The organism is uncultured Anaerococcus sp. (genome assembly GCF_963510915.1).
GTDB lineage: Bacteria > Bacillota > Clostridia > Tissierellales > Peptoniphilaceae > Anaerococcus.
The window spans coordinates 1-16,320 of record NZ_CAUPHG010000035.1 but is presented as its reverse complement, the minus strand read 5'-3'; the positions used below and the strand labels follow the sequence as shown (position 1 = coordinate 16,320).

Sequence of the window (16,320 nt, the reverse complement as noted above, 5' to 3'; positions counted from 1 at the left end):
GAACAAAGCTTGCTACCGAGGTTGTAGAAGAAGTTAAAAAATTTTTCAAGGATAAGGTCTTTATGACTATGATTCCAAGAAATGTAAGGCTTGCGGAAGCACCTTCGCATGGGAAATCTGCTATAGAATATGATCCTAATAGCCAGGGAGCTATGGCATATATTAGCCTTGCTTCTGAAATAATTAGAAAAACAATGATTAATTATTAGGAGGATAGATGACCAATAGAAGAACTTTGGGAAGGGGCTTGAGCTCTTTAATACCAGATATAAAAGAAGAAATAAAAAAAGAATCTCTTCATGAAGAGGAAGGTGATTTTTCGAAGGTAGTAAGCCTTCCAATAGGGAAAATAAAAGCAAGAGATGGCCAGCCAAGGACAGATTTTGACCCAAAATCTCTAGAGGACTTAGCCTTATCTATAAAAGAATATGGGCTTTTAAACCCAATTACAGTTACCAAGGCTGGTGATTATTACGAAATTCTTGCCGGCGAAAGAAGGTATAGGGCAAGTCTTTTAAACGAAGCCAAAACTATAGACGCTATAATAAAGGTTTATAATCAAAAAGATATAGAAGTTTTATCTCTTATAGAAAATGTTCAAAGGGAAGATTTGTCAGCTATAGAAGAGGCAACAGCCTATAAAAAACTTGCTGACACCTATGGCTTAACCCAAGATGAGATAGCCAAGAAAATGGGCAAGTCTAGATCTTATATAGCCAATACTATTAGGTTATTAAAATTGAGTGAAGAGGAAAAATCTGCTCTTAGTGAGGGATCAATTTCCCCATCCCAAGCGAGAAGTCTTTTGTCATTAAAAGATGAAGAAAAAAGAGATAAAGCTTTAGATGATTATATTAACAAAAAAGCCGTTGTTCGTGATGTGGAAAAAATTTCAAGAGAGGATAGAAATCTTCCTCATAAAAACTATATAGACCTAACAGGTAAGTCAGAAAAGAAAATCAAAAAAGATGATGGAGAAAAACTTCCAAATCTTGACTCCCTTTTATTTGACGATTTTGAGGAAAAGTTTATGGATAAATTAGCAACCAAGGTTTCAATAGAAAAATCCAAGGATGCTTATAAATTGATCATAGATTGTTATTCTATAGAAGATATAGAAAAAATTTATGATAGGATTTCTTATGAAGATTAATGACTTGAAAGTTGGAGAGCTAATCCAAGAAACTAGGAAGATAAATGCTAAGCCAGGTGGCGGTGCTATTGTAATATTAACAGCCAATCTAGCTGTGAACTTATGCCTTATGATGGAAAGAAATGACTGGGGTGACCTAAAAGAAGAAGCCAAAGATAAGCGTAGGATCATGGAGGAAATATCAGACCTCCTAGTAGGGTGTGCCGATGATGATATTTACTATGCATCTCTTTTAATAGACCAGTATAAGGAAAAAGGGCCTATTGACGAGAAGTATTTTGTTGATGCATCAAAGCCACAGATAAGGCTAAACACTTTAGTAAGCAAAGCTTTGGAAGTTCTTGCCTTTTACCTAGAGCATGGAAAAGCTACTACTCTTACTGATGGAGAAATAGCTAATGAGATGCTTATAAGTGCGATAAAATCATCTGTACCGACCCTTAAAGTGAATTTAAAAGATACAAATTATAAGTATAATATTGGGGAAGTTTTAGATGAAGCTAATAAATTATATGAGAATAATAGAAATATTATAGAAAGAAGGAAAGCTTGACAGGATTATATGTAGGGATGGGACTTCTAGCTTTAATTGTAATTTTACAATTTGCTATGATAAAAAGTCTCCAAGATAGGACTCGTAGGCAAAAACAAAGATATGACCATCTTTTAAGGGGCAACGACCCAGATGTAAATATCGAAGAATTATTAAATAACTTAAATGACCAAATTGAATCCTCCCACAAGGAGCTAAGAAATATAAATAAAACTGCCTCTGATGCTAAGGATACAACTATGGGAGCTGTATCAAATATGGCAGTCGTTCACTTCGATGCCTTTGAGGGACAGAGTCGTGAATTATCATTTGCTCTTTGCATGCTAGATAATTTTCACAATGGAATTATTCTAACAAGTCTTTATGGAAGTGATGGAGCTAATGTCTACTTAAAAGAAATTGTAAACGGTTCCTCTAAGGAAGAACTATCTGAGGCGGAAACTAAGGCTCTTAATAAAGCTAAAAGATAAAATTGCAAAAAAATTGCAAAAAAACTAGCTTTATATCAGATAAATAATATAATAAAAGTAGTAAATAACAAGGAGGATTTAATGGCAAGAATTGGAATTCTAGAAGAAGCTATTAATGCAATAAAAGGGAAAAACCTTACCATAGTCTTACCAGAAGGTAGTGACGCAAGAGTGCTTGAGGCAGCTATCAAGCACCAAGAAGAGGGATTAATCACCCCATTAGTCTTAGGTGATCAAGGCGAAATTCAAAAGACAGCTGATAAATTAGGCAAAAGCATTTCAAATATTAAGATTTTAAATCCAGAAACTTTTGAAAAATTTGATGAATTGGTTGATGCATTTGCAGAAATCAGAAAAGGCAAGATTGATAGGGATGAAGCAGAATTTATCCTAAAGAGAGACCTAAACTACTTTGGTGTTATGCTAGTAAAGCTTGGACTTGCAGATGGTCTTGTTTCAGGTGCTATCCATACAACAGCAGATACCATCAGACCAGCCCTACAAATTATTAGAACTATCCCAGGTAGAAAAAGAGTATCTGGTGTAATGGTAATGTTAGGACCAGATGGACAACAATTAGTATTTGCAGATACAGCTGTAAATATTACTCTAGAAGCTGATGAACTTGCAGAAGTAGCAGTAGAAACAGCTCATACAGCTAAGACTTTTGGTCTTGACCCATATGTAGCTATGCTTTCATTCTCAACCTTTGGCTCTGCCCACCACGACCTTGCAACCAAGGTATCTAGGGCAACAGCACTTGCTAAGGAAATCAATCCAGAAATCAAAATAGTTGGTGAAATCCAATTTGATGCGGCAATAGATCCTGCAACAGCTAAAAACAAAGCTCCAAAATCTGACGTAGCTGGTAAGTGTAATGTATTTATCTTCCCAGATCTACAAGCTGGTAACATTGGATACAAGATAGCTCAAAGACTTGGCGGTTACAAGGCCCTAGGACCAATACTCCAAGGACTTAATGCACCAGTTAATGACCTTTCAAGAGGTTGTTCTGCACAAGATGTATATGAAATAGCTATCATTACAGCTATGCAAGCAGCTGAAAGAGCTAGAGAAGCAGCTGAGGCAGCAAATAAATAATAAAACAATATTAGGGCAATCAATGAATTTGGTTGCTCTTTTTTTATGAAATTTTAAGAAAGAAGGTGAGCCTTATATTTATAAATGAAATAAAAAACACGTCTAAGTCAGTAATACCCATTGCCATCCTAGTTATAATTTTGAATTTTTTCGTAGGGGTTGAAAGCAAATTGCTAATCAATTTCTTTTTAGGTTGTATTGGAGTAATCTTGGGTCTTGGGGTGTTTTTAACTGGAGTGGAAATATCTGTATCAGAGATTGGTTCAATGATGGGAGAATTTCTTGCAAGATTTGATAAGTTAATAAAGGTAATAGTTTTTGGAGTTTTTATTGGCTTTACAATTTCAATCGCAGAACCAGACCTTTTAATACTTGCAGGAGAAGTCACATCCGCCATTGGAATCCCTGCCCAGGTGATTGTAATGATTATTTCCATCGGGGTAGGAATAATGATTTCTTCAGGTCTTTATAGGATTTGTAAGGATATTAGCCTATCAACAATGATGTGCCTAATCTATGGGACGGTTTTTATCCTAATGATTTTTACAGAAGAAATGGGCCATGCCATAGCCTTTGATTCATCAGGAGCAACTACAGGTGCTATGACAACACCTTTTATCATTGCTCTTGGCCTTGGTGTTGCGGGCCTCAAGGGCGAGAAGAGTGAAGATGATTCTTTTGGTCTTGTTGGTCTTGCCTCAACAGGACCAATCCTAGCCGGTCTATTGATGAATTTATTTTCAGGCGGTGGTGGAGAAATAGTGGCAGAAGGAGTCTCCCATTCCCCACTTATGTCAGGCTTTATCAATTCAACCTTTGCCATAGTGCCAATTGCCCTTGTATTTTATATAATGAATCATTTTTATTTTAAGGTAGAAAAGGGAGAAATAAAGTCTATCTCTTTAGGTCTTGTTTATACCTATCTTGGGCTTATAATTTTTTTAACTAGTGTTGAGGGAGGCTTTATGGACCTTGCTAGAGTCATGGGGGAAGGCCTATCAGATAGCAAGTTCTTGCCGTTGATTGGCTTTGTCCTAGGGCTACTTGTAGTCCTTGCAGAGCCAGCAGTTGCTGTTTTATCTGAACAAGTAGAAGATGTAACAGGTGGTTCTATCCCAAAGAAAAATATCCTAATAGCCTTGTCAATTGGAGTTGCTTTTGCGGTCATGCTTGCGATTTTTAGGATAAGGATTGAAGGTTTTTCCCTTTGGATGCTAATTGTACCAGGATTTTTAATCTCACTTATTTTATCAAGGAGGGTTGATCAAATCTTTGTTGGTATAGCATTTGATTCGGGAGGAGTGGCATCAGGGCCTATGACTGCTACTTTTATCCTTGCATTTTGTCAAGGAGTTGCGGGCAATATTGCTGATGGTTTTGGAGTAATTTCTTTTGTAGCCATGATGCCAGTTTTAACCATTATGATAATGGGAAATTTGTATAAGGGAGCGAGATAATGCAATTATTAAGAATAATCTTACCAAGGGGTAAGGGAAGTAAATTCATGAATATTCTAAAAGACCATGGCGCTACAGCAATCGGTTGTTTTTATGGTGAAGGCTCTGCACCCAGTCATGTTTTAGCAAGCCTTGCCATAGATAAGACAAAAAAAGAAATAGTTACTGCCCTTATAGAAGAAGAGTTTGTAAAGAAGGTAATAGAAAATATATCTGAAAAGCTACAAGCGGTCAATTCAGCTGTGGCATTTTCAACATCATTAGAGGGAGAAAATAAAATGGAATATGTTTGTTTGTATGTAATTGTCGACAGACACCAAGGCCAAAAAGCCATCCACATAGCCCAGGATAATGGAGCAAGGGGGGCAACAGTTATCCATGGCAGGGGGTCAGGCGAGGCTGTAAAAAGCAAGTTGTTTTTGTCGATGAATATAGAACCAGAAAAAGACCTGGTAATTATGCTGGTTAAAAAAGACATGGCAGAAAAAATTCAAAAAGAAATTTATGAACAAATGGATTTAGAAAGCCAAGGAAAGGGTATAATATATTCACTACCAGTTAATCACGTAGCTGGTTTGGTAGAGCAAAGTAATTAAGGAGCATATATGCAAAAATTAGATACATTTGAATTTAGAGAAAAGGTAGAAAATGGCACAGGTCTTTGCCTAGTAGATTTTTCTGCAACTTGGTGTGGACCATGCAAGATGCAAGCACCAATTTTAGATCAATTAGCAGGGGAGGTTAGCTACGATATCTACACAGTAGATGTAGATGAGTCAAATGAAATAGCTGCCCAATATAATATAAATGCAGTTCCTTCTCTATTAATATTTAAGGATGGAGTTTTAAAGGGAAATCTAATAGGTTTTCATCCTAAAGAAGCCCTTGTAGAGGAAATGGAAAAATTCCTATAATGTATGATATTGCGATAATCGGCGCAGGTCCTGCAGGACTTAGCGCCGCTTTAAATTCAAAAATAAGAAATAAGTCGGTGGTCCTTTTTGGAAAAGATTCTGAAAAACTGATAAAAACTAAAAAAATTTCAAACTACTTGGGATTTAAAGATGTCACAGGATTAGAATTAAATCAAGCTTTTAAAAATTCCCTAAAAGATTTTGAAATTAAAAGAGATACCAGGAAGGTTAAGACCATTTACGCTATGGGATCTTATTTCGCCATTGAAACCAAAAATGAAATGGTGGAAGCAAGGTCTGTAATTATGGCAACTGGTATTGAGTTAAAAAAAGATTTGACCAATGAAGATAAGTTTTTTGCTAAGGGCGTGAATTATTGTGCGACCTGCGACGCCGCCCTTTATAGGGGAAAGAAAGTCGTGGTTATAGGCTACAATAACGAATCTGTAGCTGAAGCAAATTTTACATCAGAGATAGTAGAAGAGCTCGTTTTTGTAAATATGACTGGTAGGGATGTTAACCTAAATCCAGGTATAGAAGTAATCGAAGGCGAGATTCCTCTTGGTTTTGAAGGAAGCGAAAGGGTAGAAAAACTTATTTTTAAATCTGGTAGAGAAATCCTTGCTGATGGATTTTTTATAGAAAAAGATTCTTCCAAGGTAGAAAGATTGGTGCCAGGTATAAAAATGGAAGATAACCATATCTTTACAAGCAAGGACACATCAACTTCTATCAAGGGACTTTTTGCTGCAGGAGATATAACTGGCAAACCCTACCAAATTATGAAGGCTGTTGGCCAGGGCCAGGTTGCCGCCCTTAAAGCAGCTACTTACCTTGCTGAAGAAAATTGGTAAAAATATAATAGGTGTAAAACATAGCTTTTTATATTGACATAAAATTTAAGATATGTAAAATAATAATATTAGGAGGTGGCTATGCCAGATAAACACATTAACTTTTTTGAATTTAACAATACTATTTTTTCTATGATTAGAGAAATATCTCATAAAATAGACTTGTTACTCCAGGAAACTGCCAACAGTTTAGACCTAACACCTCTACAACTAAAGATAATAATCGCCCTTTACTCCAGTGACAGCGATGTTTCTATAGGAAATCTAGGAAAGATAATAGGTGTTACAGGAGGTAATATATCCAATATCTGCAAGAAACTTGAGAAAAAAGGCTTTGTAGATAGGATAAGAAGCGAAGAAGACGAAAGAGTGGTTAATGTCAGGTTAACTGATGTAGGAATAGCTGCAAGTAAGGATTTGGGAGAATATTTCTATAAGATTAGAGAAGAATTCCCTGATGATGCTGTGGATGTTAATTTAGAAACTATAGTAGCAGAATTAAAAGAACTTGACTTACTGCTTGATAAATATATATCAAGGAGATTTATATGAACCAAAAACCAAGAAAAAATAGGCCCCTACTCTATTATTGGATAGGCGCTATATTGATATATTTCATATTTTCATATGTATTTAGCCCAATTTCTAAGCAAGATGGGGCTAAGGAAGTATCCTACAGTCAATTTGTAGAGATGATTGAAAACGACCAGGTAACAGAAGTTTCAAAAGACAATTTAAAATACACCTTCAAGGCAAAAGTCGAAGGGGAAGAAAAGACCTACCAAACAGGTCTATGGGAAGATACAGACCTTACAGAAAGACTTTTAAAAGCCCAAAAGCGTAATGACAAATTAATCTTCGGCAAGGAAATAGAAACAAGGATGAATCCATACTTGTCACTTTTCCTTACAAGTGTACTTCCATTTATTTTCCTAATTGGAATCTTCTACTTCGCATCAAGGTCTCTTTCTAAGACTATGGGCGGCAGAGGTGGTTCTGATTTCATGAATTTTGGCAAATCTAATGCCAAAATTTACATGGAAAATGAAACAGGAAAGAGCTTTAAAGATGTTGCAGGCCAGGAAGAAGCCAAGGAAAGTTTGGCAGAAATAGTTGACTTCCTCCACAACCCAGGCAAATATAAGGAAATCGGAGCTAGGGTACCAAAGGGAATCCTACTTGTTGGTCCTCCAGGAACTGGTAAGACCCTACTTGCAAAAGCTGTTGCCGGTGAAGCCAAAGTACCATTTTTTACCATTTCAGGTTCTGAATTTGTCGAAATGTTCGTAGGTATGGGTGCATCCAAGGTAAGAGACTTGTTTAAACAAGCCAAGGAAAAAGCCCCATGTATAGTCTTTATAGATGAAATCGACGCAATCGGTAAAAAACGTGACGTGTCAGGATACTCTGGAAACGACGAACGTGAACAAACCCTAAACCAATTATTAAACGAAATGGATGGTTTCGATGCGGCAGAAGGAGTAGTATTACTTGCTGCAACAAACAGACCAGAAATCCTTGACCCAGCCCTAACCAGACCAGGTAGGTTTGATAGGCAAGTCCAAGTAGAACTTCCAGACCTAAAGGGACGTGAGGATATCTTAAAAGTCCATGCCAAAAAAATCAAAAAAGAAACAGATATAGACTATGAAGAAATAGCAAAGAGAACTGCAGGTACATCCGGAGCAGACCTAGCTAATATTGTAAACGAAGGTGCCCTAAGGGCTGTAAGGGAAGGCAGAAAGAAGCTAACCCAAGCAGACCTTGAGGAATCAATCGAAACAGTAATAGCGGGTATGCAAAAGAAAAATGCTGTAATATCAGATGATCAAAAGAAAATCATAGCCTACCACGAGGTTGGCCATGCCCTTGTAGCAGCTATCCAAACCCATAAGACACCAGTTACAAAGATAACCATAGTGCCAAGAACTGGTGGTGCCCTAGGCTACACCATGACAGTCGATAAGGATGAAAAATATATCATGACCAAGCAAGAGTTAATCGATGAAATCGTGACCTTTGCAGGTGGTAGAGCTGCAGAAGAGCTAATCTTCAATACAAAGACCACTGGTGCGTCAAATGATATAGAAAAGGCTACAGCCATAGCAAGAAATATGGTTACAATCTATGGTATGGATGATGAATTTGACTTCATGCAGTTAGAACAAATCCAAGGAAGATACCTAGGTGGTCAAAGGGCAATGATAGTTTCAGATGGTACAGGCAACAAGATTGACCAAAAGGTTTCAAAAATCATAGCTGACGCTCACTTTAGAGCAGTAGAAATCCTAAAAGAAAACATCGACAAACTACATGAAATCTCAGCCTACCTTCTAAAAGAAGAAACCATAACTGGAGAAGAATTTATGGAAATTCTTGAAGGAAAAAAGGATAAAGAAGTCAGCCAAGAAAAAATCGATGAAAATACAGATGTAGATGTAAAAAATCTTGAAGGAAACGAAGAAAATAAATCACAAGAAGAATCTGAAAAATCAGAAGAAAACGAAAAACCAGTTGAAAAAGAAGTTGAAACTGAAAATGATTCTGAAAAAGAAGATGAAAATAAGAGATTTATAGACTTGTCAAAAGACGATGAGTAAAATCAAGCCAGCCTAAGGGTTGGCTTTTTTGACGGGATATTATTGGTCAAATGATCGTAAAATAAGAAAAAATTATACTAGCAATAAATGTGATTTTAGGCAAGAAAAAAGGCGAGGATTTCTCACCTTTTTTGTAAAGCGAATTAATTATTAACCTTAAAGACCAAGGTGTAATTGATAAAGGAATATGAGGACCATTTTTCATTGGTAACAGGGACTATTTGTATAAGTTCTCAACCTTCCCCCTACCTTTCATTTATGATTTCCTTGCACCTTGCAAAGGTATCGGTCTTTCCTGCTTTAAACCCACCTTCAGGGACAACTTCTATGAATTCATAGCTAAACATTTTTCCATCCTATGTATATTCTATGAACATTGCACCGTAGAGATTATTTTTACAAAGCAGCATTTCGAGAAGGTGAGCCAGCAAAGGAAGAGGAATTACATAAATTAAGGAAGTGGATAAGAGCAGATAGACAATAAATCTAATAAATTCCCACAAAAAACCAGGACAATTTTTCAGTCCTGGTTAGTCTTTATTTTTCAATATTTACTACTAAGGCCCTCATCAAATCGTAGGCTTCTTTTAGGGATATTGCCTCATTTTCTGCCAAGTCTTTGGCGGATTCGTATTCTGGGTAGGTGTAAGTTTTATCCTTATAGGTAACTTGTTTTGCAAGGTAGTCTCTATCTCCATAAGGAATTTTTATTATTTTCCTATCGAGGATGCTTCTTTCGAGGTCAAATTTTCTCACCCCTATGGATGTGGTTTCTGTAAAGATTATATCTTCAATTTTCTCTTCGTTACATGCCTTATAGATTACAGATAATTTATAGGCTGGACGATTTTTCTTCATGAAAATCGGACTGTAATAGCAGTCTAGAGCGATAGTCATAATTTTTTCCATGGCATTACCTAAGATTTCTCCGCTGGCATCGTCAATATTTGTTTCAAGTAGTCTTATTGTTTTTTTTTACCAGTTTCGATTTCAATTACCCTTAGGATATTGGTAGACTTTTTATACTCTCTGTTGCCGGCTCCAAGGCCGATTTTTTTGATTGTAAAGCTTTCTGGGACTTTTTTATAGAAGTATTTTACTATGGCAGCTCCTGTTGGGGTGATGTGCTCGCCTTCTTCTCCTATGAAGTTTAGATTAATGTCAGAATCTGCTAGGATATTGGCTACAGCTGGCACTGGTATTGGCATTGGTCCGTGGGCGCACATTTGATAGCCAAATCCTTCATAGAGGTCTGAAAAATAAATATTTTCCACACCCAAATCATCTAGGCAGATGCAAGTGCCGACAATGTCGATTATAGAATCGATGGCGCCAACCTCGTGGAAATGCACTTCAGACTTGTCAATACCGTGAGCTTTTGCTTCTGCATTGGCAATGATGTCGAAAATGCCTAGGGCGTTTTTCTTGATATTTTCATTTAGGTCTGAAGAATTGATTATTTTTTCAATATCGGCTAGGTTTCTGTGAACATGGTCATGGCTATGAGGGTGGTCATGGTCGTGAGAATGCTCATGAGTATGAGTGTGACCGTCTTCATGGGTGTGTTCATGGCAATGGTCATGATTATGGTCATGGTCGTGATTATGTTCATGACAATGTTCGTGAGTATGGGTGTGGCCATCTTCGTGAGTGTGTTCGTGGGAATGACAGTGGTGATGGTCGTGATCGTGACCTGCTAGTATTACGTCAAAGTTATAGGCGTCGATTCCATTTTTCTTTACTCTTTCAAAAACCAAATCATAGCCTGTAAGTCCAAGAGATTTGATTCCTGCTTCTAATTTTTCCTTGCTGGCACCGAGGTCTAAAAGAGCTCCTATGGTCATATCGCCAGCGATTCCTGAATACATTTCAAAATATAGGTCCATTATTTATTTCCTTTCGCTATTAGCCTATTTATTTGGCAGGCTTGGTAGGCGGCACCGTAGCCATTGTCGATATTAACTACGCTTACTCCTTCGGCGCAGGAGTTTATCATTGATAGGAGGGCTGTGATGCCTCCTAGATTTGCTCCGTAGCCGACTGATGTTGGCACAGCTATAATTGGTTTATCAACAAGACCTGCAAGCACTGTTGCGAGGGCTGCTTCCATACCTGCTATTGCTATAATTACATTTGCTTTTTTAATTTCTTCTGTCTTATCTAAGAGCCTGTGCACTCCTGCAACACCCACATCCCTGTAGGCTTTTACTTTTGCGCCCAAAAACCTAGCTGTGATTTCAGCTTCAAGGCTAATAGGTAAGTCTGATGTGCCAGCAGAGACTATGGCGATTTCGCCGATTTTGTCGCTTTCTTTGGAGTAGTCTAAGCTAATAATTTGGGCAAGGTCTGAATACTCTGCATCTGGAATGACTTCTTTTACAATTTCGTATTGCCTACGGCTTGCCCTGGTGCCGATAACAGATTCACCCCTGTCGTAAAAGGCCTTAAAAATTTGTATAAGGCTCTTGTCATCCTTCGATGCACAGTAAATTGCTTCTGGAAAACCGCGTCTTTCCCTTCTTGAGAAGTCAATTTTTGCGTTTTCACTCACGTCTGCATATCCTTTGTCTTCTAGGATTTCAAGGGCAGCCTCTTCTGAGATTATCCCTTCTTTAATTTGTTTGATTAAGATTTTTTTGTCCATTATAAGATCCACTTTTTCTTTTCTTCTTCTGTCAGACCCTCATCCATTGATCCTGACCTGAAACCTTCTAGGTCGAGTGTCACATAGGAAAAACCAAGTTTTCTTAATTCCTTTATGACCCTATCTTTCTTGTCAATAAATTTTACAAAGTCAGCTGGTTCTAATTCTATCCTTGCAATATTTGCGTGATCTCTTACCCTAAATTTTATAAAACCAAGATTCCTTATAAAAGCTTCTGCTTTTTCAATCCTATCTAGTTTTGCTGGGCTAATCTTTGTGCCATAAGGAAACCTAGTTAAAAGACAAGGGGCCGATGGCCTTTTGGCAACACTTATACCAAGTTCTGCCGCAAGCTTTCTTACCATTTCCTTAGAAAAACCAGCCATATTTAGGGGACTTACGACACCAAGATTTTTTAAAGCCATAAGGCCTGGTCTATAAACCTTGTGGTCATCGGTATTAGTTCCATCTATGACATAGCCGTAACCAAGTTCGTCTTTTAATTCTATAGCTTGGTTAAAAAGATGGCTTTTACAATGGTAGCACCTGTCTTTTTCGTTGTTTATAATGTGGTCATCTACAAAGATATCTACATCTTTTATATATAACTTAACTTGCATTTCTTTTGCCAAATTTTTAGCATTTGCAAGGTCTTCTTCTGTACTAGATGGAGCCTCAAAAAACATAGCGACTACATCGTTTTCATTCTGCCTTAAAAAAGTTGCAATTTTTAAGAGTAGGGCAGAATCCACTCCACCAGAAAAAGCTAAAACTATTTTTTCTTTTAGCAAATTTCCCATGATATTGTAGAGTTTTTTGGTAGAATTTTCCATAAAACCCTCCTTTTTTTGAAGAATAATAAAAAATAATTAAGCTATATTAAAATACAGCTTAATTTTTTTATGTAAATAGCTCCGGGCAGGAGCTATACATAACAATGTAATCGAGTGTTAACGATAATTGTAATGCATATTCATTGTACTGATTGTAGAGGAAAATGCAATAATCTTAATCAAGTCTCGATTCATTTGGGGTATAATATTTTTAGCTAAAAATTCAAATTTAAGGAGAGAATATGAAAAACAACGCAAAAAGATGGATAGCAGTGGGACTTGCCGCACTTGTCTTCGTTGCTTCCATGTTTATGAAAGATACCAAAGAAGAAAATGAGGCAAAAGGTTTGGCCTACCTTAAAGATTGGGGTAAGTCTACACTTTTTGACCAAGAGGTCATTCAAGGAACAAACTCTTCTGAAAAAATTAGAAAGATTTCATTAGATGGTGTCATTCAAGGAGACGAAAATAGCGAATTTGTTATAAATGAGCTTAAAGATGCGGCAAAAGACCCAACAACTAAGGGAGTTATCCTAGCTGTAAACTCTCCAGGCGGTTCTGTTTATGTGTCAGAAAAAATCGCCAAGGAAATTAAAAATTTAAAAGCAAAGAAAATTCCAGTTTATTCTGTCATGGAAGAGATGGCAGCATCTGGTGGTTACTATGTATCTGCCCCTACAGATAGGATTTACGCTTCAAATGAAACCCTTACTGGTTCAATCGGTGTAATCATGGGTGGTCGTTCCTTCCAAGGACTTTTTGAAAAATACGGTATTAAGGAACAAAACGTAGTTTCAGGCAAGATGAAGGATACAGGCACTATGGGTAGGGACTTAAATGACGAAGAAAAAGCCTATCTTCAAGCCTTAGTAGACTCTGCCTTTGGCCGTTTTGTAAAAATCGTAGCAGAAGGTAGACATATGAGCGAAGAAGATGTTAGAAAACTTGCTGATGGTAGGGTTTATGATGGTGCCCAAGCAGTGAAAAATGGTCTTGTAGATAAGATTGGCGATATTGACATGGCAATAGAAGATATGACCAAGGAAAACAAATTAAACGACCCACAGGTTGTTGAAAGTTCTTATGCAAATATCTCACTCAGACAGCTTTTCCAAAAGGTAGGGGATTTGAAAAAGTCTTCTTCTGACCTAGCTATACTAAAGGAATTAATGGAAGAAAAGAGCCAAGGTCCTATGTATATCTATGGAGGAGTATATGGAAGATAAGATAGTTTTTCAAGAAAAAGATTTTGCCTATGCATATTCATCCTTTGGCATAAGGCTTTTAGCCTATATTATAGATATGATTATCGTAGGATCCCTTTACACTATTGGTAAATATATCCTACCAATCAGTGATGGAGCAAAAATATTAGGCTTAGATCTCATAGAAACCCTCTATACAATAATAAGCATAGCTTATTTTACAATTGTATCCTTAATCACCAGGGGACAGACTTTAGGAAAGATGATTACAGGTCTTAGAGTTGTATCAGTTGATGATAGAAAACTTTCAACCAGTCAGATTTTAATAAGGGAAATAGCTGGAAGATATATCCAAAATAAATTTATTTTTCTTTACGCCCTAGCCCTAGTTACTCCAAAAAAACAAAGTTTCATTGATCTTTTTATAGACACAGCAGTTGTTAAAGAAAATGCCTATAGGGATTTATACGCAAAGGAAATTTAGGTAAATTTGTTTTTGGCGAAAATAAATTGTAAAAACGAAAGATATATTACAAGTAATAGCACAAAGATAAGCTTTGAAGGTCTTTGTGCTTTTTTTATCTAGATTTCACACTAGCCCCTACATAAGGTATGATAGAAATAGATTTCGATAAAATACCACTACATATAGTAGTTAGTTTGGAGTTATGAATGAAGATTATTAAAAGAGATGGGTCGAAAGTTGATTTTGAATTAAAGAAAATCAAAAGAGCCATATTCAAGGCCTTTAAGTCGGTAGATTCTACTATAACTGATGAAAAACTTGAATACATTGCTCAGAAAATTGTAAGAACAATTGAGGAAAAGTTCCCAGTTGATCATACAGTAACAGTCGAGGAAGTCCAAGACTTGGTAGAGCTTAATTTAATTGATGAAAATTATTATAGAGAAGTTAAATCATTTATCCTCTATCGTGCAAAGCACAACATGGATAGGAAGGTAATATCTGATTTTACCAAATATGTAAGCGATAAGGACCTAATGGAAATAATAGCCAAGGTCCAAAGAGAATTTGATAGCCAAAGATACCCAATAGAGTCACTTTATTTTAAGTTTGAATCATTTGTCAAACCAGAGATGAATGAGAAGGAAGTTTTGGATGCTGTAATAAGGGCGGCAAGTGAGCTTACCAGTAAGGAAGCGCCTGATTGGGAGATAATCGCAGCAAGGTTTCTAGCCTATAAGATAAACTTAGAAATAAGGGAAGAGGAAGAACGCTACGAAATTTATGATTTTAAATCAAAGTTAAGATTTTTGACAGAAAATGACCTCTACGGGGCCTATATCCTAGAAAACTATTCTTCAGAAGATATTGACGATCTAGAAAAATATCTAGACTATAAGAGAGATGATATTTTTACTTACTCAGGTCTAGATTTATTGAGGAAAAGATACTTAATTACAAATTATGATGGTCGTATCTTAGAGAGAGTCCAAGAGATGTTTATGGGAATTGCCATGCATCTAGCAATTTCAGAAAAGAATAGGGTTGCCTTTGCAAAAAGACTTTACGATATTTTGTCAACCCTCAAGGCAACTATGGCAACACCAACTATGACTAATGCTAGAAAACCATTTAACCAACTTTCATCTTGCTTTATAGAAACTGTGCCAGATACCTTAAAGGGCATTTACAGATCTATTACTAATTTCGCTGAAGTATCCAAACACGGTGGTGGAATGGGGCTTTATTTTGGTAAGGTAAGGGCAAATGGGTCTGACATTCGTGGCTTTGAAGGAGTTGCAGGCGGAGTTATCCGCTGGATAAGACTTGCTAATGATACAGCTGTGGCAGTTGACCAGCTAGGAGTTCGTCAGGGGGCAGTGGCAGTTTATCTTGATATTTGGCATAAGGATATGCCAGAGTTTTTGGGTCTAAGAACCAACAACGGCGATGACAGGATGAAGGCTCACGATGTTTTTCCTGGAGTATGCGTGCCAGATCTTTTCTGGAAGCAGGTAAAAGACAATATGGAAGGCGACTGGTATATGTTCGATCCACATGAGGTCGAGAAAAAATATGGCGGGGCCTTAGAAGACACTTATGGTGCAGAATTTGAAGAATTTTATGCTAAACTTGTAGCTGACAAGGAAGTATCAAGAAGAGTTATGCCAATTAAAGACATGGTAAGGCTTTTAATCAAGTCTTGGTCAGAAACTGGAACACCTTTTATCTTTAATAGAGATTTAGTTAATAAGGCAAATCCAAACAAGCACATGGGAATGATATATTCATCAAACCTCTGCACAGAGATTGCCCAAAACATGAGCCCATCAGAAACTGTTTCTACAGAGATAATCACAGAAGATGGGGACACTGTCATTGTCAATAAAACAAAACCAGGCGACTTTGTAGAATGTAACCTAGCAAGTCTTACCCTTGGCAAGCTTGATGTAAATAATAAAACAGAGCTTGAAGAAACTGTAAGGACAGTTGTAAGGGCTCTTGATAACGTAATCGACCTAAACTATTACCCAACCCCATATGCGGAAGTAACCAACAAAAAATACAGGG

18 protein-coding genes are annotated in these 16,320 nt (G+C 36.9%); 14 read left to right on the top strand and 4 right to left on the bottom strand.

The annotated features are described in order from the left end of the window. The 11 genes from RQ893_RS04520 to ftsH all read left to right on the top strand — a co-directional run. Positions 1-209 (top strand): ParA family protein (locus RQ893_RS04520; RefSeq protein WP_311481863.1); only part of this gene is annotated, 209 nt, incomplete at its 5' end. Positions 210-217: 8 nt separating this feature from the next. Further along, positions 218-1,153 (top strand): ParB/RepB/Spo0J family partition protein, encoded by a 936-nt coding sequence (locus RQ893_RS04515; protein WP_311481862.1) that lies wholly within the window; start codon positions 218-220, stop codon positions 1,151-1,153. Then, a complete protein-coding gene (locus tag RQ893_RS04510) occupies positions 1,143-1,706 on the top strand; it encodes a cyclodeaminase/cyclohydrolase family protein (RefSeq protein WP_311481861.1) in 564 nt (187 codons plus the stop codon). Before RQ893_RS04515 ends, RQ893_RS04510 begins: the two co-directional genes overlap by 11 nt. Beyond that, entirely contained in the window at positions 1,703-2,176 is a 474-nt protein-coding gene (locus RQ893_RS04505; protein ID WP_311481860.1) for a DUF4446 family protein, read from the top strand. Before RQ893_RS04510 ends, RQ893_RS04505 begins: the two co-directional genes overlap by 4 nt. Positions 2,177-2,257: 81 nt before the next feature. Beyond that, the gene (gene pta, locus RQ893_RS04500; protein ID WP_311481859.1) at positions 2,258-3,277 is read left to right on the top strand and encodes a phosphate acetyltransferase; all 1,020 of its coding nucleotides are present in this window, start codon (positions 2,258-2,260) and stop codon (positions 3,275-3,277) included. A gap of 65 nt (positions 3,278-3,342) precedes the next feature. Next, entirely contained in the window at positions 3,343-4,734 is a 1,392-nt protein-coding gene (locus tag RQ893_RS04495; RefSeq protein WP_311481858.1) for a DUF1538 domain-containing protein, read from the top strand. Next, complete coding sequence (locus RQ893_RS04490) at positions 4,734-5,330, top strand: P-II family nitrogen regulator (RefSeq protein WP_311481857.1); 597 nt, start codon at positions 4,734-4,736, stop codon at positions 5,328-5,330. Before RQ893_RS04495 ends, RQ893_RS04490 begins: the two co-directional genes overlap by 1 nt. Before the next feature lie 9 nt (positions 5,331-5,339). Next, entirely contained in the window at positions 5,340-5,648 is a 309-nt protein-coding gene (gene trxA, locus RQ893_RS04485) for a thioredoxin (protein ID WP_311481856.1), read from the top strand. Beyond that, complete coding sequence (locus tag RQ893_RS04480; protein ID WP_311481855.1) at positions 5,648-6,502, top strand: NAD(P)/FAD-dependent oxidoreductase; 855 nt, start codon at positions 5,648-5,650, stop codon at positions 6,500-6,502. The genes trxA and RQ893_RS04480 overlap by 1 nt, the downstream gene beginning before the upstream one ends. An 81-nt stretch (positions 6,503-6,583) precedes the next feature. Continuing rightward, positions 6,584-7,054 carry a transcriptional regulator, SarA/Rot family gene (locus RQ893_RS04475; protein ID WP_311481854.1) on the top strand — a complete coding sequence of 157 codons (471 nt, stop codon included), beginning with the start codon at positions 6,584-6,586 and terminating at the stop codon, positions 7,052-7,054. After that, positions 7,051-9,102 carry an ATP-dependent zinc metalloprotease FtsH gene (ftsH, locus tag RQ893_RS04470; RefSeq protein WP_311481853.1) on the top strand — a complete coding sequence of 684 codons (2,052 nt, stop codon included), beginning with the start codon at positions 7,051-7,053 and terminating at the stop codon, positions 9,100-9,102. Before RQ893_RS04475 ends, ftsH begins: the two co-directional genes overlap by 4 nt. Before the next feature lie 537 nt (positions 9,103-9,639). Here the strand turns inward: ftsH and larC are convergent. The 4 genes from larC to larE are packed head-to-tail and all read right to left on the bottom strand — an operon-like array spanning position 9,640 to position 12,579. After that, the gene (gene larC, locus RQ893_RS04465) at positions 9,640-10,026 is read right to left on the bottom strand and encodes a nickel insertion protein (protein WP_311481864.1); all 387 of its coding nucleotides are present in this window, start codon (positions 10,024-10,026) and stop codon (positions 9,640-9,642) included. A gap of 38 nt (positions 10,027-10,064) precedes the next feature. Then, the gene (locus RQ893_RS04460) at positions 10,065-10,988 is read right to left on the bottom strand and encodes a LarC family nickel insertion protein (RefSeq protein WP_311481852.1); all 924 of its coding nucleotides are present in this window, start codon (positions 10,986-10,988) and stop codon (positions 10,065-10,067) included. Next, on the bottom strand, positions 10,988-11,746 hold the full coding sequence (gene larB, locus RQ893_RS04455; RefSeq protein ID WP_311481851.1) for a nickel pincer cofactor biosynthesis protein LarB: 759 nt from the start codon (positions 11,744-11,746) through the stop codon (positions 10,988-10,990). The genes RQ893_RS04460 and larB overlap by 1 nt, the downstream gene beginning before the upstream one ends. Next, the gene (larE, locus tag RQ893_RS04450; RefSeq protein ID WP_311481850.1) at positions 11,746-12,579 is read right to left on the bottom strand and encodes an ATP-dependent sacrificial sulfur transferase LarE; all 834 of its coding nucleotides are present in this window, start codon (positions 12,577-12,579) and stop codon (positions 11,746-11,748) included. The genes larB and larE overlap by 1 nt, the downstream gene beginning before the upstream one ends. 242 nt (positions 12,580-12,821) lie before the next feature. On the opposite strand from larE, the gene sppA reads away from it, so the two are divergent. The 3 genes from sppA to RQ893_RS04435 form a co-directional block, all read left to right on the top strand. Beyond that, a complete protein-coding gene (sppA, locus tag RQ893_RS04445; protein WP_311481849.1) occupies positions 12,822-13,805 on the top strand; it encodes a signal peptide peptidase SppA in 984 nt (327 codons plus the stop codon). Beyond that, on the top strand, positions 13,795-14,268 hold the full coding sequence (locus RQ893_RS04440) for an RDD family protein (protein WP_311481848.1): 474 nt from the start codon (positions 13,795-13,797) through the stop codon (positions 14,266-14,268). Before sppA ends, RQ893_RS04440 begins: the two co-directional genes overlap by 11 nt. 188 nt (positions 14,269-14,456) lie before the next feature. Beyond that, on the top strand, positions 14,457-16,320 hold a 1,864-nt coding region (locus tag RQ893_RS04435; RefSeq protein WP_311481847.1), incomplete at its 3' end, for a ribonucleoside-diphosphate reductase subunit alpha.